Source organism: Nostoc sp. S13 (genome assembly GCF_029379315.1).
Lineage (GTDB): Bacteria > Cyanobacteriota > Cyanobacteriia > Cyanobacteriales > Nostocaceae > Nostoc.
Genome location: NZ_JAQYWQ010000019.1, coordinates 21,101 through 37,858, shown reverse-complemented (window position 1 = coordinate 37,858; position 16,758 = coordinate 21,101). Strand labels below are relative to the sequence as shown.

15 protein-coding genes are annotated in these 16,758 nt (G+C 40.1%); 6 read left to right on the top strand and 9 right to left on the bottom strand.

The genetic code is table 11. The features are described 5' to 3' along the window. Positions 1 to 36: 36 nt before the first annotated feature. A complete protein-coding gene (locus PUQ00_RS09160) occupies positions 37 to 1,170 on the bottom strand; it encodes a class I SAM-dependent methyltransferase (protein WP_300415339.1) in 1,134 nt (377 codons plus the stop codon). Positions 1,171 to 1,300: 130 nt separating this feature from the next. Between PUQ00_RS09160 and PUQ00_RS09155 the strand changes: the two genes are divergently transcribed. From PUQ00_RS09155 to PUQ00_RS09145, 3 genes are all read left to right on the top strand, one after another. After that, positions 1,301 to 2,401, top strand: coding sequence for a fatty acid desaturase (locus PUQ00_RS09155; protein WP_300415337.1), 1,101 nt, complete (start codon positions 1,301 to 1,303; stop codon positions 2,399 to 2,401). A 549-nt stretch (positions 2,402 to 2,950) separates the two neighbouring features. Further along, entirely contained in the window at positions 2,951 to 3,961 is a 1,011-nt protein-coding gene (trpS, locus tag PUQ00_RS09150) for a tryptophan--tRNA ligase (RefSeq protein ID WP_300415335.1), read from the top strand. Between the two features lie 57 nt (positions 3,962 to 4,018). Continuing rightward, positions 4,019 to 4,939, top strand: a complete 921-nt coding sequence (locus PUQ00_RS09145; RefSeq protein ID WP_300415333.1) for a methylenetetrahydrofolate reductase — start codon at positions 4,019 to 4,021, stop codon at positions 4,937 to 4,939. A 488-nt stretch (positions 4,940 to 5,427) separates the two neighbouring features. On the opposite strand, the gene PUQ00_RS09140 is transcribed toward PUQ00_RS09145, so the two are convergent. Further along, positions 5,428 to 5,661 carry an EF-hand domain-containing protein gene (locus tag PUQ00_RS09140; RefSeq protein WP_300415331.1) on the bottom strand — a complete coding sequence of 78 codons (234 nt, stop codon included), beginning with the start codon at positions 5,659 to 5,661 and terminating at the stop codon, positions 5,428 to 5,430. Between the two features lie 360 nt (positions 5,662 to 6,021). Next, the gene (locus PUQ00_RS09135) at positions 6,022 to 6,210 is read right to left on the bottom strand and encodes a hypothetical protein (protein WP_334740322.1); all 189 of its coding nucleotides are present in this window, start codon (positions 6,208 to 6,210) and stop codon (positions 6,022 to 6,024) included. A gap of 52 nt (positions 6,211 to 6,262) precedes the next feature. On the opposite strand from PUQ00_RS09135, the gene PUQ00_RS09130 reads away from it, so the two are divergent. Next, on the top strand, positions 6,263 to 6,685 hold the full coding sequence (locus PUQ00_RS09130) for an ester cyclase (protein WP_300415328.1): 423 nt from the start codon (positions 6,263 to 6,265) through the stop codon (positions 6,683 to 6,685). Positions 6,686 to 6,936: 251 nt separating this feature from the next. Here the strand turns inward: PUQ00_RS09130 and PUQ00_RS09125 are convergent, their stop codons facing one another. Both PUQ00_RS09125 and PUQ00_RS09120 read right to left on the bottom strand, forming a co-directional pair. After that, positions 6,937 to 7,485, bottom strand: a complete 549-nt coding sequence (locus PUQ00_RS09125; RefSeq protein WP_300415325.1) for a phosphate-starvation-inducible PsiE family protein — start codon at positions 7,483 to 7,485, stop codon at positions 6,937 to 6,939. A gap of 89 nt (positions 7,486 to 7,574) precedes the next feature. After that, entirely contained in the window at positions 7,575 to 8,498 is a 924-nt protein-coding gene (locus PUQ00_RS09120) for a tetratricopeptide repeat protein (protein WP_300415323.1), read from the bottom strand. A 302-nt stretch (positions 8,499 to 8,800) separates the two neighbouring features. Here PUQ00_RS09120 and PUQ00_RS09115 point away from each other — a divergent pair, with 302 nt between their 5' ends. Next, positions 8,801 to 10,849 (top strand): elongation factor G, encoded by a 2,049-nt coding sequence (locus PUQ00_RS09115; protein ID WP_300415321.1) that lies wholly within the window; start codon positions 8,801 to 8,803, stop codon positions 10,847 to 10,849. 86 nt (positions 10,850 to 10,935) lie between these two features. Here PUQ00_RS09115 and PUQ00_RS09110 read toward each other — a convergent pair whose 3' ends face one another. The 4 genes from PUQ00_RS09110 to PUQ00_RS09095 all read right to left on the bottom strand — a co-directional run bounded on the left by PUQ00_RS09110 (position 10,936) and on the right by PUQ00_RS09095 (position 14,210). After that, positions 10,936 to 11,163, bottom strand: coding sequence for a hypothetical protein (locus PUQ00_RS09110; RefSeq protein WP_300415320.1), 228 nt, complete (start codon positions 11,161 to 11,163; stop codon positions 10,936 to 10,938). Positions 11,164 to 11,177: 14 nt separating this feature from the next. Then, entirely contained in the window at positions 11,178 to 11,624 is a 447-nt protein-coding gene (locus tag PUQ00_RS09105) for a hypothetical protein (protein ID WP_300415317.1), read from the bottom strand. 139 nt (positions 11,625 to 11,763) lie between these two features. After that, on the bottom strand, positions 11,764 to 11,910 hold the full coding sequence (locus PUQ00_RS09100) for a hypothetical protein (RefSeq protein WP_300415315.1): 147 nt from the start codon (positions 11,908 to 11,910) through the stop codon (positions 11,764 to 11,766). A gap of 125 nt (positions 11,911 to 12,035) precedes the next feature. Continuing rightward, entirely contained in the window at positions 12,036 to 14,210 is a 2,175-nt protein-coding gene (locus PUQ00_RS09095; RefSeq protein ID WP_300415313.1) for a polysaccharide biosynthesis tyrosine autokinase, read from the bottom strand. A gap of 1,092 nt (positions 14,211 to 15,302) precedes the next feature. Between PUQ00_RS09095 and PUQ00_RS09090 the strand changes: the two genes are divergently transcribed. Beyond that, entirely contained in the window at positions 15,303 to 16,664 is a 1,362-nt protein-coding gene (locus PUQ00_RS09090; RefSeq protein WP_300415310.1) for a glycosyltransferase family 4 protein, read from the top strand. The last annotated feature ends 94 nt before the right edge of the window (positions 16,665 to 16,758 follow it).

Here is a 16,758-nt window from a genome sequence, read left to right as displayed (position 1 = left end):
ACGACTGGCTACGCCTAAGCTGCTACTCTTACTCCATTAAGCATGAACCATTAAGTACTGACCGTTCCCATTGTATTCACCATCGCAACTAGCGAAATTCCGAACAAACCAGATTAAATAAAATCTCCATATCCGGCGAAACTTGGCATAATCCATGCCATAATTCAAGTCTTTGATTATTACCTGATTTTTGTCAAAATTATCTAGCCATCTGGCAAATGTTTTAGAGTAATTGGAACCGTTCAGATACCATCTTTCAATCGTTTTGAGGTCTTGATTCCGGCTAGGAACTGCATTGTAGTTCCAATACCTCCCGTGGGGAAAAATGTATTTGTGCGTGAAAGCGCTGGATATATTATTAGGGGTACGAACTGTAATGATATGAATAAAAACCTTGCCATTATCTTTCAGCAAAGTAGCTAATTTTTGAAAACAGTTAGTTAAATTACCAACATGACATAAAACACCAATCGAAAGGATTTTATCAAATTTTGTCTCAAATGTTGCATTATTTAAGTCTCCTTCATACAGCGTGAATCGACCTGAACTGAGGTTGCTTTCAGGATCTTGCATCTTCTGGCGCATATATTCACATTGCTCGTGGCTCAAATTCAGCCCTGTAAACCTGACATTGGGGAATTTGGAAAGAATGTAATTTGGCACACATCCCCAACCACAGCCAAAGTCTAAGATATTGTCTCCATCTTTAATGTCTAACTTCTGAATCACATCATCGATCATATCTATCTGAGATTGTTCAAGGTTTAATGCCCCTTTTTCCCACAATCCCATGCTGTATTTAGGATAAATGAGTTTCCCGTCACCCAACATCTTATTCAGCATCCCTTGAGGCAAATCATACTGAATTTTCATCAGATCCCGTGGGCCTTCAGCAAGATGATCAGTTTCTTTTAATACCCATTCATAAGGTGCTAAAAGAGCAGGAAAATACTTAAAAAATACAGGCATACAAGTATCAAATAGAGACTCTAGTACTGAGTCGGGAACTTCTAACCCATTAATATAAGCCTCGGCTACCGCCATTTGTATTGTGTTGACTACCTCTACCGCCCCACGCGTTGCTGTATATGCTAGTGGGGTTTTAATATTCATATCTCCTACTAAAGGTATATACTTTTCTAAAGACTGTAGTGTATCGAGAGAAACCATGTTTAAACTCCTAATTCACTTTCAATATTCCGTTATACTATGCAATAGTAAACAATAGCAAAAATAGGGTAAAAATTAATTTTTGAACCTATTCATTGTAATAAAACTTAAATAAAGTTCAATAAGATTTATGGAAGTTGGTAACGCCAAAAAGTTAATTCGCCAAGCAGAGTATGCAAAAACATTGCGTCCCTTACTGCCTGCGGAAGTATTTCTCCCCGATCCAAGTAAATTAGTGATTCTATTAATTAATTGGGCAATTTTGATTCTAGGCTGGGCGATCGCATCTTATCTAGATCGTTGGAATTTATATCTTTTATGGCTTTATTTGCCTTTAGCTATAGTGATGGGCAATAGTATTATCGTGTTGCTATTTAGCTCTCATGATCTGATGCACGGTAGCGTAATTAGAAACTCCCATATAGTCAGAATTACTAGCTTGCTAGGGCTAGCGATGTTGTGGATGCCACCCACATTATGGAAAGCAGTACATAATCGACAACATCATAATAAAACTAATTCCTTAGCAGATCCTGATCGCAATTACTTATACAAGCAGCCGAAAACTTGGGGTAAATGGATTCAAAATGTATGCGTACCTTCGGCGGAGGTTAATCCCATTAGTTTAATAGTGGGAATGGCAACCGCATGGGGAACACATAATCTTCGCAATTTGGCCTCTGTGCTATTGTTTAATCGTGAATCTGTGAATTTTGTTCCTGCTGCCTTTACAGTCAAAACTAAAGAGCGTTGGTTAATCGCAGGTGAACTTTTTGTAATTGTGATAATTCATTTGAGTATCTTGGTATATTTACAATTTAATTTCCTAAAAATCGTGTTGAGTTACTTTCTCCCTATTGGGATTGGTTACGCTGGAGCAATATTTTACGTCTATACAAACCACATGCTTTGTCAGATGACAAGCGTCAACGATCCACTCATTAATAGTATTTCCCTGCGTGTTCCTCAAATATTTGACAAATTGCATTTAAATTTTTCTTATCATACAGAACATCATATTTTTCCAGGAATAAACTCTGACTATTATCCCTTAGTGCAAGAATTATTAAAGATCCACTATCCTGAACGTTTAAATTTATTAGATGCCAAAGATGCTTGGCACTTGCTTATGCAAACGCCAAGGCATTACAAAAATGAAGATACCTTTACCGATTGGTCGGGAGAAAAGTCTGTTCCTTGCGCTATCATCGAGAACTACAAAATTATCTAAATTGATTGCCATCATCTTGGAAGCACTGCTCACCAAGAGATTGCACAAAGATACAGCAGAATCCAGAATTCAGAATTCAGAATTCAGAATTCAGAATCCAGAATCCAGAATTCAGAATCCAGAATCCAGAATTCAGAATGGGCTACGCTCTGCTGGGCTAACAGAAGTAAAAGAGGTTTTATACCTCGCTTTGGGACGAATCGTTGTGTACTTCACTTCCGTTGAAATCTGCTGTAGGTTTGACTTTCACCGTTGCTTTAGCAACAGTGAGAGTCAACTCCAATATTTAAACGGCGAGTTGCACTGGAAAGTGTCAAAATTAAATAGACTTATCCGGAAATGAGAACTTTATTTGGCTGAAACCTAGCTCTGGAGAGGGTTTTAGAGGTTCCTGTTTTATATAAGCTAAAAAGCCAGCTATGTAAGGGTTTCAGCTATTTTGAGGTTTATTTGTGGATAAGTCTAATGAGTTTTGCGTAGGCGCAAGCGACTTGTCGCCAGACATCGCCATTTTACAAGGGCGGATTTGAGATAACTAAGTTGAAATTTATGGGCAAGCAACGTGTTCTTTCTGGAGTTCAACCAACCGGCAATTACCATCTAGGTAACTATTTGGGAGCCATTCGCAACTGGGTAGAAGGTCAGAGCGAATACGAAAATTACCTTTTTGTGGCTGATTTGCACGCGATTACAGTGCCACACGATCCAACACAGTTAGCAGCTGATACCTACACTCTTGTTGCTCTGTATCTAGCTTGTGGTCTTGATTTAAATCACTCCACCATCTTTGTACAATCCCACGTTTCGGCCCACAGTGAACTCACCTGGTTGCTTAACTGCATTACGCCTCTAAACTGGCTGCAAGACATGATTCAGTTCAAGGAAAAGGCCGTCAAGCAGGGAGAAAATGTCAGTGCAGGGTTGTTGGATTACCCTGTGCTGATGGCAGCTGATATTTTGCTTTACCAAGCGGATAAAGTGCCAGTGGGTGAAGACCAAAAGCAACACTTGGAATTGACACGGGATATTGCAGCTCGGTTGAATCACCAATTTGGTAAACCAGATCAACCAGTTTTGAAGTTACCAGACCCTTTGATTCGTAAGGAAGGGGCAAGGGTAATGAGTTTGGCGGACGGTACACGCAAAATGTCAAAATCCGATCCTTCAGAGTTAAGCCGGATCAGTTTGCTAGATTCACCAGAACAGATTAAATACAAGATTAAGCGTTGTAAAACCGATCCGATTCGTGGGCTGACTTTCGACGATCCCGCGCGTCCAGAGTGTAATAATTTGTTAACGGTGTATACATTGCTTTCTGGTAAAACAAAGGAAGATGTAGCGGCTGAATGTCAGGATATGGGCTGGGGACAATTCAAGCCATTGTTGACAGACACAATTATTGAGTCCCTGAAACCAATTCAAGAAAAATATCAGGCGATAACGGCAGACAAAGCCTATTTGGAGTCTGTGTTACGGGATGGAAGGGAGAAAGCAACAGCGATCGCAAATCAAACTTTATCACAAGTAAAAACTGCTTTCGGCTACTCTCTTCCTCTATAAGTTTTCCCTTAAGGTGTGATTTGCTATACCATTTAAGAAATGGAAATTCTTAATTTTATGCATTACACCCATAGCCCGACAGCCTTTAAGAGAGCTGTACAAGCAGGTGAATTTCTAGTTACCGCCGAGGTAGCACCTCCGAAAGGAGGAGATCCAGCCCACATGATTCAAATGGCGGCGACCCTTAAGGGAAGGGTTCATGCTGTCAATGTTACTGATGGTAGCCGCGCAGTCTTACGGATGTCTTCGTTAATGGCATCGGTAATTTTGTCACAAAACGGCATAGAACCGATTTGTCAAGTTGCTTGCCGCGATCGCAATCGCATTGGTTTACAAGCTGATTTGATGGGCGCTCATGGTTTGGGCATACATAACATTTTAGCTTTGACTGGCGACTCAGTAAAAGCAGGCGATCATCCAGATGCCAAAGCAGTATTTGATTTGGAAGCTGTGCGACTGCTGCAACTGATTCGGAAGATGAATCAAGGCGTTGATTGCAACGATAAACCTTTGACTGATGGAGCGCTAGATTTATTTGTTGGTGCAGCAGTAGATCCGCAATGTAAAAGTTGGTCGGGTTTGCAAAGTCGATTTGAACGTAAAATCGAAGCCGGAGCGCAGTTTTTTCAAAGTCAGTTGATTACCGATTTTGACCTGCTAGAAAAGTTTATGGATACGATTGCCGCTGGCTATAAAAAACCGATTTTGGCAGGAATTTTTCTGTTGAAATCGGCAAAAAATGCCCAGTTTATTAATAGATGTGTTCCGGGTGTAAATATTCCCCAACATATTATTGATAGATTGGCAAAAGCCAAAGACCCTTTTGAGGAAGGGATAAAAATTGCCGCCGAGCAAGTGCAAATAGCGCGGCAATTATGTCAGGGTGTGCATATGATGGCGGTGAAGCGTGAAGATGCGATCGCATCAATTTTGGATTTAGCTGGGATTGCTCCAGTTAATCAGTTGGTATCCAAGTAAACGAAATGATGGATTTTTTTTATTAAACAGAATAAAGGTGTCAGTCGCCAGAATTCACTTGGGTATTTTGTGCCACCGGTGGATGAATAAACGGCGTTTTTGCACCCCCACCAAATTTTAAATTTGGTGGTCTTCAATCAGTGGTGGGTCTGAATCTCCCACTGATTGCATTCTGACGAATGTATTCTGAATTCTGAATTCTTCTTCAATAAAGCAGATGGAAGCAACCATCTGCTTTTTTTAACGCCGAATCAGACGCAAATATTGCTTTGAAATGAACCCGATTGAATTGGAGTGGCAACACCTGAAAAAAGACGAACTATCTGATCAAATATTTGATGATGAATTATTGGGAGAGATTAAGAGGCTAATGTTTAATGACTGATATCCAATAACTTATAAAACCCTGCTATCGGTCAACACAGTGTTGAAATAGCAGGGTTTACGTAGGGTTATGGGGGGCGGAGGTGACTTTGATTTTTTGACTGCTAGTTTAAATTATTTGCTTTGTCAACCGCTTTCTTTAACTCTTCAAAGGTAATATTACCGTCTTTGTCTGAATCATACTGTACTAGTAACTCCTGGGGACTAGTGGTATTCGTTTCTGATGTGATGATTGCACTTAAGCCAGGACTTAAAAAAAGATCATTAATGGAGACTTTGCCGTCTTGATCGCCATCTAATTTATTAAAAAGAGATTGAAGCTCTTGCTCGGTTGCCATGAGTTTATATCTGAATTGCTTTTTCAATCTAATATCTCAAAATCTTGACAAAGACGCAAGGACAATTAAGACAGTTAAGGTGTAGCCTATAATACAGAGTCTACAGTCTGACAATGAAAATCAATCGGTACGGTCGAGCCAAGATTCTCGCACAGCAAGAGATACAGCTAATTTGATCAATTAGATCCGGCAGAGAAATTACTTCAAGTTGCGATCGTTAAATTAATTATCGAAAGAGAAGAGACAGCTGTTGAGAGGCTATTTATAAAGTAAATCTAAAGGTGAGTCAAAAGGGGGTGAGTAAAAAGGAAAGTTGGCAACGATATGATACGGATTGAATATGGCTAAAATTCTCTGTGATCACGTATCATCACGATTTGATTCCCATTGTGTCCTCTTCCGTGCCAAGTTGAAAAAGACAAACCCGATCACCAACCGTCCAACCTCACCTCGCCCTATCCGTTGTGTCACTTTGATTGCCTGTTCGAGTTGCGCTAATACCAGGTAAGATCGCTCTAAAAATACTTCGCCTGCTTCAGTTAGATGCACTTCTTGCTAGTTGTATACTATCCAATGAAAAACCACTCTCTGGAGAAAGCTGATGACTGACGCTGATAAAAACAAGCAAATTATCCAGAACTTTCTTCAAGTGGTTTGGAACGGTCAAAATCTCACTGCTCTAAAGGATTTCTGGACAGAGGATTGTATCAACCACGCAATGCCAGGATCAGATAATCGCGGTCTTGATGCGCTTAGGGTCTATCATGATTCGTTCTTTGATGATTTTTTCTCCGCTTTCCCCGATATTGTGATTGAGATCATGCAACAGGTTGCGGAGGGCAATCGGGTTGTTACATATATCACAAGCAAAGGCAAGCACAGCGGCGCATTCTATGGTATCTCTCCAACAGGCAAAAGCATCTCTACATCGGTGATTCGAATTGATCGGATTCAAGATGGCAAAATCGCCGAGCATTGGTCTGTTTCTGACGCGGCAGGTCTGATGCAGCAACTTCAATCTTGAACGAGTGATTGAAAGATGTGCTATCCGCACTGAGATAGGCAAATTTGAAGGAAATTAACTTGAGTGGCGATGCTCTCTGGCAGCAGCCAAACAACCCATTCATGCCTATGTTCGGGTGAGCGTACCTTGTGAGGTTAAGTTAGGTACTAATACTTTTGGCTTGACAGCCCTCAAAGAAACCGATATGGCTCTTTCAACTCCTTCTCCCCAGATAAGGCCCCACCTTCCCCACTCCCTAATTTCATAGAAGTTTATCCAAGCGGTTGATTCTCATCACATTGACGTGAATACTGTAATTCCAACTCATTTTGCCGTTCCCTATCTCCTCTATACACAATTGGGCACAACTTAGTGTTAGCGCTCATACAATCCATGTGTGGCGTCTTAGCACACACTACAAGTAGTCCACCCAAAACAAATAACAAACCACAAATTGCAGCTGTATTAACCCAAGAAATTTCTAGCGCTCCTTGGACTACTACTTCTCGCAGTAGAGATACAATTGTTACCTCAACTGCCACTCCCACAGAGATACTATGTTCTTGCAAGTAGACCATTAACAGTCGAAATAACTCGACTAAAATCAACACAAATAGGATTTTTGCAGTCACATGTTTATAATCCAGCTGCTGCGTAATGGCGACAAATAACCCCCACAATTGCATCAGCATGACGGCAAACAAAGCCAAACACAAGACAATCACAATTAAGTCTTGGAAGGCCTCCATGTTACGAACAATTGAGTGTCGATCAAGCCAGCGATCGCTAAATAAAAATCGACTCTTCAGGCGCTTTTGCATGTACGTTTTATTCCAATCGGGACAAGTTAAGACAACACCAGCGAGTCAACCCAATAGTTTTATGTTATGCAATATTAAGCTTTTGCGCCTCAGCGAGGTTGGTAATTTAAATTTTGTGCTTGTTGCAACAATTGCTCGGTATTTTTCACCCACTGGGGATTCCCCTGAGCATTGTATAAATCTCTAGCAAATTGGAATACTTGTACTGCATTTCCATATTGCTGTAACTGCATAAAAACTAACCCTGCACCATAATAAGCGTTGGGATAGTTCGAGTTAGCTTCTGCGGATTTTCTAAAAGCCTCTAATGCCTCTTCTAATTTGTGTTGGCTAAACCAAATTGAACCAAGATTATAGTAAGCTTCTGGATATTTCTGATTAATTTTTACTGCTTTACGAAAGGCATCTTTTGCTTGATCTACTTTACCTTGTTGGAGATAACATATCCCCATATGATAAGGCGGTTCTGGTGCATTTTTGCTATATTCTATGGCTTTTTTAAAAGATGCGATCGCTCGCTCACAATCTCGTTGCTGTTCTAGTACCAACCCCAAGTTATAGTGGGCAAATCCTAGTTTGGGATCGAGTTCCAACGCTCGTCGCAAATAATCGTTAGCTAACTGTAAATTATTGCCTTCTAACAACGCACCACCTAAATTAGCAAAAGCTGGAGCAAATTTAGGATCGGCTTGCGTTGCTCGATAAAATGCGTCCGCAGAGGGTTGTAATTTTCCCGTTTGTCGGTAAGCTAGCCCTAAATTATAGTGCGCTGGTGCTAATGTCGGATCTAATTGAGTTGCTTTTTTAAAGGCGGCGATCGCATCTTGTACTTTTCCCGCCTGAATTGCCTGTAAACCTTGGTTTAACCAGTCTATGGCAGTTTTAGCATTAGATTGTGCCAGCTTTGAGGCAACAGGAGGAGATAGAGAAAGAGAGGGCGAGGAAATACTCAAAACCAACAAAGTCAAACTTACTAACCCTGCTATGCGAAATTTAGAGAATGATAATCCCATTGATTTTCTGACTCGCAACACTTTCAGTTAAATTTACTTCATCAGGACTTTTTTACAAAAATTTTTTATTTGGCATGAAAGTTTGTGATAGTTAACTTTTCTTAAGCTAAATCTTACGACAGGCTACAATTTTTTTAAGTTTCGATTAAAGGGAGGATAATGACAAATTAAAGAAGGGGTAATTTTGACCCTTCGGCTTCTCTACGAGAAGCCGAACTGTTGACTCCAGAGAACCATTTTTTATCCCTGATATATACAGCAGAATAATGCGGTTATAAATCACTTACCGCAAGGGGGGTTTTATGAACGAAAAAGTAAAATCAGGTTCGCGGAATGTTGCAATTGTCGGGCCTTATTTAAGTGGAAAAACCACTTTACTAGAAAGCTTGTTATTTGTCACAGGGACAATTTCCCGCAAAGGGAGTGTTAAGGACAACAATACAGTGGGAGATAGTGCTGCTGAGTCGCGCGATCGCCACATGAGTGTAGAAGTCAGCGCCGCTAGCACTGAGTATAACGGCATTCGCTTCACTTTTATTGACTGTCCGGGAAGTGTAGAATTTGCCCAAGAAACCTACAATGCTTTAATCGGAGTGGATGCAGCAATTGTAGTTTCCGAACCCATACGCGAACGAGTCCTCACCCTTGCCCCTCTATTTAAATTCCTAGACGATTGGGAAATTCCCCACTTGGTCTTTGTCAACAAAATGGATCGGGCAAATATTCACGTTTTGGAAACGTTGCACGCCCTCAAAGCAGTATCTAGCCGTCCTTTAGTAGCGCATCAATATCCGATCATGAACGGGGAACAACTCACCGGCTTTATTGATATGGTGAGCGAACAGGCATATCAATATCATCCAGGCGCACCTGCTGACCCTATTCCCTTCCCCGAAAGTTTAAAAGAAGAAGAACATACAGCACGGGCAGAAATGCTCGAAGCCTTAGCAAATTTTGATGACCATTTACTCGAAGAACTTTTAGAAGATATCGAACCACCTCAAGAAGAAATCCTCAAAGATTTAAAAATCGAATTAGGGGCAGATTTGGTAGTCCCCGTTTTCTTTGGTGTTGCAGAACAAGATTATGGTGTTAGACCTCTATTAGAAGCCTTGTTACGGGAAGCCCCCGAACCAGAAACCACAGCAGAACGTCGCTTAAAAAACATCAAAGGTGATACACCTCTAGCGCAGGTATTAAAAACTTACTACACTCCTCAAGGTGGCAAACTCTCTCTCGTGCGTGTTTGGCGGGGCAAATTAACTGATGGTATTGTCCTCAATGGCATTCGTACTGGTGGAATTTACCGCCTCATGGGACAACAACAGCAGTTCGTTAACCAAGTTAGTGCTGGTGAAATTGTCGCATTGAGCCGTTTAGAAGGAATCAAAACAGGCGATACAATCTCTATAGAACAGCAGTCGGCGATAGAATTACCTAAAGCTGTACACTTGGAACCTGTGTATGCCCTCGCTATTACACCAGAAAAGCGCAACGATGAAGTTAAACTCAGCAGTGCCATGACCAAGCTATTAGAAGAAGACTCCTCACTTGCTTGGGAACAACACGGCGATACTCACGAAGTAATTCTTTGGGGTCAAGGCGAGATTCATTTACAAGTCACCCTCGACAGACTGCGCCGCAAATATAACTTGCCAATGACAACGCACTTGCCGCAAGTGCCTTACAAAGAAACCATCCGCAAAACGGTGGCTTCAGTTCATGGGCGCTACAAGCACCAAAGCGGTGGTCATGGGCAGTTTGGTGATGTTTTTCTCGAAATTAAACCTTTACCACGCGGTACAGGCTTTAACTTTAATGAAACTATTGTCGGCGGCGTGATTCCCAAACAGTACATTCCTGGTGTAGAAATGGGCGTGCGGGAATTTCTGACACATGGGCCTTTGGGCTTCCCAATAGTGGATTTGGCGGTAACTCTAACTAATGGTTCGTATCACAACGTTGATAGTTCCGAACAAGCCTTTAAGCAAGCTGCCCGATTGGCAATGCAAACGGGGATACCCCAAGCGGAACCTACGCTGTTAGAACCAATTCTGCGGGTGGATGTTACCACACCTAGCGAATTTACCTCGAAAGTGCTGCAACTGTTGAGTGGTAGACGGGGGCAAATTTTAGGCTATGAAGGTAAAAACGATTGGCAAGGCTGGGATAATGTTTCTGCATACTTGCCACAAGCAGAGATGCAAAACTTTATTGTAGAGCTGCGATCGCTTACTCTCGGCGTTGGTTCCTTCCACTGGGAATATGACCATCTCCAGGAAGTACCAGAAAAACTCGCCGAACGCGTCATTCACAGCAATGGTACTGGTGGTAACGGTAACGGCAAGTAATTTTGCGATCGCTTCAAGGCTCAGATCCCCGACTTTTTTAAGAAGTCGGGGATCTTTTTCAATCTATAATAAGGATTTGTAAAACTCTACCGTTCATAGAGGTCTTTACGCTGCCAGTCCCGACCTCCAAGTTGAGCAGGTCGAGTTTTAATTTGCTCAATAAATTCTCTTTCGGCTTCCCACATTGCAAGATTGGTTTGAGGTGCAGTTATTTCACCAAGATGAAGGTCAATAGCTTGGCGAATAATTTTTGCTTCACTTACACCCCCTTGTTGGGTGATCGCTTTTATCAGATGCTCTTTACGTGGTTCCATATAAAGGCGGGGTTCTACGGGATCAATTTTTCTAAAATTTTTTCTAGAAAAGACTCTGCTTCTTTTAACAAAGAGCGATGTAGTTTACGAAAGTGTTCTTCTTTAATAGGTGTATGGTTTAGACCAAGCCATTTGAATTTGTCTGACAAATCTTTCCAAGATTTTCTGATATCTGTTTCTTTTCCATGATCTGCATCATGACGTAGCCACTTATTTCTTAAATGCTTGATACACCAAATAAAATCACCATCTAAATTTTCATCTAGTACACCACCGTGTTTAGTTAAAAAGCGTAAGTTATCTTTTCCTGCTGACTCATAAAAAGTAAAGTATAAATGATCTATAAAGTCTCCAAAACTACGTTTATCTTGAGGTATTAACCAAGGTAATTGTGCATAAGCGTCTAAAAGTTTAGTTGTAGGTTTGAACATTTCTTTCTGTACTTTAGTCTGCGTTACCATAACTTCGAGCCGAACTTTAGGTAGAAGTCCAACGCTGAGAGCATTTCGTCAATGGCTAAGAAACCAAATCAAACCAAACTTAATTTAATCCCTGCTCTTTTAACAACTCATATGGAAATTGTGAAGGCATAAGCTTGGGTTATTGCAGATTCTTAATGCTGATCCTTGCAATCTGGTTTGCAATCGCGAAGATGTTTTCTGTATAACGTAAAGTTTTGACTATAACAACCAAATTTTCACTTGACAAGTGTCCTGGCGATCGCAACTGACTAATTGGTTGATTCATGTTCAGTTTCTCCATCATCGACAAAGGTTTAGTCTAAACAGGCGACATGAAGTGATGCCAACTGAGAGCGAGCGCACTTTTGGTTGTAGCTAGCTAGTGATAGTGCTGACACGACTCTTTATTTCCTAATAATAATAACTATTGCTCGTACTTTTCTGACCATTACCAACTATGCCTAATATATTCAACCGAGAAATTTTCAGGTTATCTAAAGCTGTTTTTAGCATCGAGGAATTTGTTTTTTGAATCCTGACTACTATCAAAAGCCCATCAGTGTGGGGTACTATCAGGCTAGCATCCGCTAATCCCACCAAAGGAGGGACATCATAAATCACTAAGTCAAAACTGTTATGTAAATCTGTCATTAGTTGTTTCATTTTTTGAGATGAAAGCAACTTTGTGGGATCGGGTGGTATCGGGCCAGAAGTGATTACAGATAATTGGTTCATGGAAGGCAGTTGTCGGATTACTTCTCCCACTGGCAAGTTTGTAGAAATTAAATTACTTAATCCCCATAAATTATTTAAATCTGATAGCTGGTGAATTGTGGGTTTACGAAGATCAGCATCTACAAGTAGGACTCGTTGCCCCATTGCTGTAGCTATTTGAGCTAGATGGAGGGCAACCGTAGACTTACCATCACCAGTCATAGCTGAACTAATAACTATGGAGCGAATCGGGCGATCGGAACTGAGTAATTGAATATTCGTATAAAGTACCCGTAGGGCTTCTGAAAAGTTGGTAGAAGAGTTACTATACTCTTGATCTGGTAAAACAGCCAATTTAGCAATTCTCTGAGAAGAAGAATTTTGGATATTTACTAAGGAAGTTTTTTCATTAAAAGTGCGGTTATTCTTAGTTTTAACTTGCTTTTCAAAAGGAATATTTCCTAATAATGGTTGTTTGAGCTTTTTTTTCAGTTCATCAATAGTATGGTAAGTATTATCTAGCTTTTCTACAAGTAAGACAATACCAATTGCTGCGAGGATGCTTGCAACAAATCCCAGTATAAAATTGCGTTGGGTAGAAAAAGGATCAATAGGAATATCTGGAGTAGTTGGTCTTTGAAGTAATTGCCAGCCAATATCCGATTGGGATATTTCAATTTGGAGATTTTCATGGGTTGATAGAAACCGATTTAAACTTTCAGTAGCAATTTGTAATTTGCGCTGTAATTCAGTATACTGCCGTGTTAAAATTGGCAATTGCTTACGTCGTTGTGCAAATTTCTGTTCTATTTTGGCGAGTTCTTGGCTTTGTACTTCTAAGTTCTGAAACTGTGTCGCTACTTCGGCAAACTTTACACTTAATAATCGCTCTGACTCTTGACGTAGCAAAGGTAAAAGACTAGCTCGTTTCTCTTTCAATATTTGGATGCTGGGATTCTCTTCTTGCAAACGAGTTGATTCTGTAGCAATCTGAACATCAAATAGGCGTATTTGAGTAATCAACTGTTGATATAAAGGAGCATTATTCAGTATTGTTGTTGCTCCATTTTTTCCTTGTAGGATAGCAAAATTAGCACGAACTTGGGCTAACTGTAGATCAATTACTTGTTTTTGTCGAGATAATTCAACAGTTTGTAAAGCAATTTGCGTTATTTGGGTTTCTGGGTCATTAAAATTGTACTTTTGTCGAAAAAGCTGCAATTCTTTTTGGATCTGATCGACCCGATTTTGTATAAACGGCAGTTGTTTTTCAACAAACTGAAGCCCCTGGTGTAACTTGGTTTGCCTCCTTAGTTGACTATAGTCTAAATAATTATCTGCTATTCGCTCTAATACAACTTGAGTCTGCTTTAAATTGCTACTTTTATAACGAACTTCTATAATCTTAGTTTCTTGTAACCGATTAATCTTCAGAGATTCTATAAGAGAATAATAGTTGATTTCTGGATAGTAAACTTGCAACTGTTTAAGAGTGCTTTTCATCAGTTCAGGACTCTTAAGAACCTGAATTTGGCTTTCATAATCTAGACTAGACTTTTGTGAGTTCAAGTCTTTGACAACATCAACAACTTTGGGGTCATCATTTACAGGTTCTACCAATAGTTGAAAACTGCCTTCATATTCTGGGGACTTCTCGTTTACCACCAAGTTAATCACCACAAGTGTCATCAAAGCAATCGTTACACTTGTCATGAGTAGCGATCGTCGCCGTAAAATACTTATAAATTCTTGAAAGCTCCATTCGTCTTCTTGTTCTTCAGCCCAGCGAACAGGTTGATTTTGAGGAAATGGAGGCACTGAGTTATGACTGCCATTAGAACTTGAATTTTGAGAAGGATAATTCTCTATCATGTGTTTAATAGTTGGTAATGCACTGAACAGGAGCAGTAAAAAGGCTTTTGAAACTTTCAGTTAGGCATCTCGATTATAAGTAATAATATATACAAAAAAATATTAAATAAATATTCTCTTTAATGAAAGCTGAGATTTTTCTTGAGTCTAGTACCTAATAAAGAAAGTAAAAAGCATAACTACAAATACTGAGTTAATATCTGCTTGCTCAAAGTATAACAATAGAACTCAAGCATTGACAAAAAATACAAAATATCTCATAGGAGCTTCAGCTATTAAAACTTGATTTTTCGACGCTTTTTCAGCGATAACAGCGTTGGGCTATGCCTCGGCGACTTATCAAAGGATGATTGATAAAAGCCTGAAACGCCCTATTTTCGTTATAAATACTAGTAAATTTTTGCAGTACATAAGTACTGATAAGCTTGATTTTATAAAAACTTTGCTAGAATGTCTTTTTAAATATAAAGTTTTGATGAGGTTTTGGTCTTCATAATTGAAACATGATAAGGTGGGGCGTAACAGATGTTACATGTAAAAAATCAAACTCAATGATGATATCTTTAAATCTCTTTAAGGATGTTCGACGAGTTAGTTCTGTATCATTATTGTTCTAGTTTAAGTAGGTTTTCGTAGAAAAGCCTTGCCCCAGAGTGCGTAGTGTTCCAAGAAGAATTCAAAAGTCAGGAGTCAAAATGAAGACGCTCTCTACGAGACGCTAAAAGCGAACGCGGACACGAGAAAGCGTAGCGCTATCAGTGGGGGATTCAAACCCGCCACTTTATTGTTGACCACTAAATATGCAGATTTAGTGAGGGTTTTAAACCCCTTTATTCAGAAGCTCTCTACAAGACGCTGCGCGAATGCGAACTCGCTTTGCGTGGCGTTATCCGCTAGTCGTACAAAATTCAGAGCTTTCTTCTAACGACAAATGCCTTTATTCATTGTTGGGAAAGCATCTCAGTCCTAAGAGAGATTAGGCTTTTTGCTTTAACTCGTTCCGCTCAGGGAGACTTTAATATGTTGCTTGAACCTTTCAAACATTGAATGAATAAACAAGCATTTTTCTACTCTAGACTAGGAGCACAGCTGATGAGACTTAATGAACTTAATGAATGGATTAATCAACAATTATTGCCATCGATTTCTCCTGAGTTAGATGCAAAGAATAAACCTTCTGTAAAAACTAAAAAATCAATTAAATTATCTGTGCTGACCCAATTTTTTCCCCCAGATTATGCTGCTACAGGGCAGTTGATTGAAGAATTAGTGAAACAGTTAGGGAAGCAAGGGGTGGAGGTTGAAGTTTTTACAAGTCAGCCAGGATATGCGTTTAGCTCTCATACGGCCTCAGCAGTTGAATGGGCTGACCAAATCAGAATTCAGCGATCGCGCACAGCCCAAATCTGGACGGGAAGAATTCGTGGTAAAGCTATTAATGGAGTACTATATACTTTACGTGCTATGCTCTATCTGCTGAGAGCTTGGCGTCGCAACAATATATTATTACTAACTACAGCTCCCCCATTTTTGCCAGTTATAGGATATCTGGCTTATTTATTGTTCCGATTGCCCTATGTGTGTGTACTCTACGATCTATACCCTGATATTGCGATCGCACTAGGCGTAATTCCCAAGGGTCACTTGCTAGTACGCTTGTGGCATGGGATCAACAAACAGGTTTGGCTAAAAGCCAAGGGGATTATAGTACTTAGTCCAGTGATGAAAGAACAGGTATTAGCGCATTGTCCCGAAGTAGCTGATAAGATTTCTATAATTCACAATTGGGCTAACCCTGAAGCAATCATGCCGATTGTCAAGCGAGAAAACTGGTTTGCTTGGAAGTATAATTTAGTTAACAAATTTACCGTACTCTATTCTGGCAATATGGGTCGCTGCCATGACATCGACACTATTTTAGAAGCTGCAAAGCAACTACAAAATGAGCCAATTCAGTTTGTCTGCATTGGTGGTGGTGTCAAACGCGAAGAATTAATCACAGAAGTAAATCGATTAGGGCTGAACAATTTTACGTTTTTACCTTATCAAGATCAGCAAGTGTTACCCTACTCTTTAACAGCTTGCGATCTATCACTAGTGAGTGTGGATGCAACTACAGAGGGTTTAGTTGTTCCCAGCAAATTTTATTCAGCTTTAGCCTCTGGGCGACCAATAGCAGTAATTTGCTCACAGACTTCATATCTGAGAGAACTAATGGCTGAAGCCAACTGTGGTGGGACATTTGATAATGGAGATAGTCAAGGTCTAGCGCAATTTATTCGCTTTCTGAATCGAGATCCACAAATAGGAGAGCAGATGGGCAAAGCAGGTCGCCAGTATTTGCGATCGTCGCACTTTACACCGAAAGTTATCTCTCAACAATACTTACATATTTTGGAACAGGCACTATTGTCTGATGAGATAATAGCCAGATATCAAAGCGATTTAAAGTAAGTATATTGGAATCAATTGAATATTTTCGCACTATTTTTTTAGGAGTTGGGCTTCGATGGTCTTATTGATCTCAGTCCCTCCAACATAGCCTTCC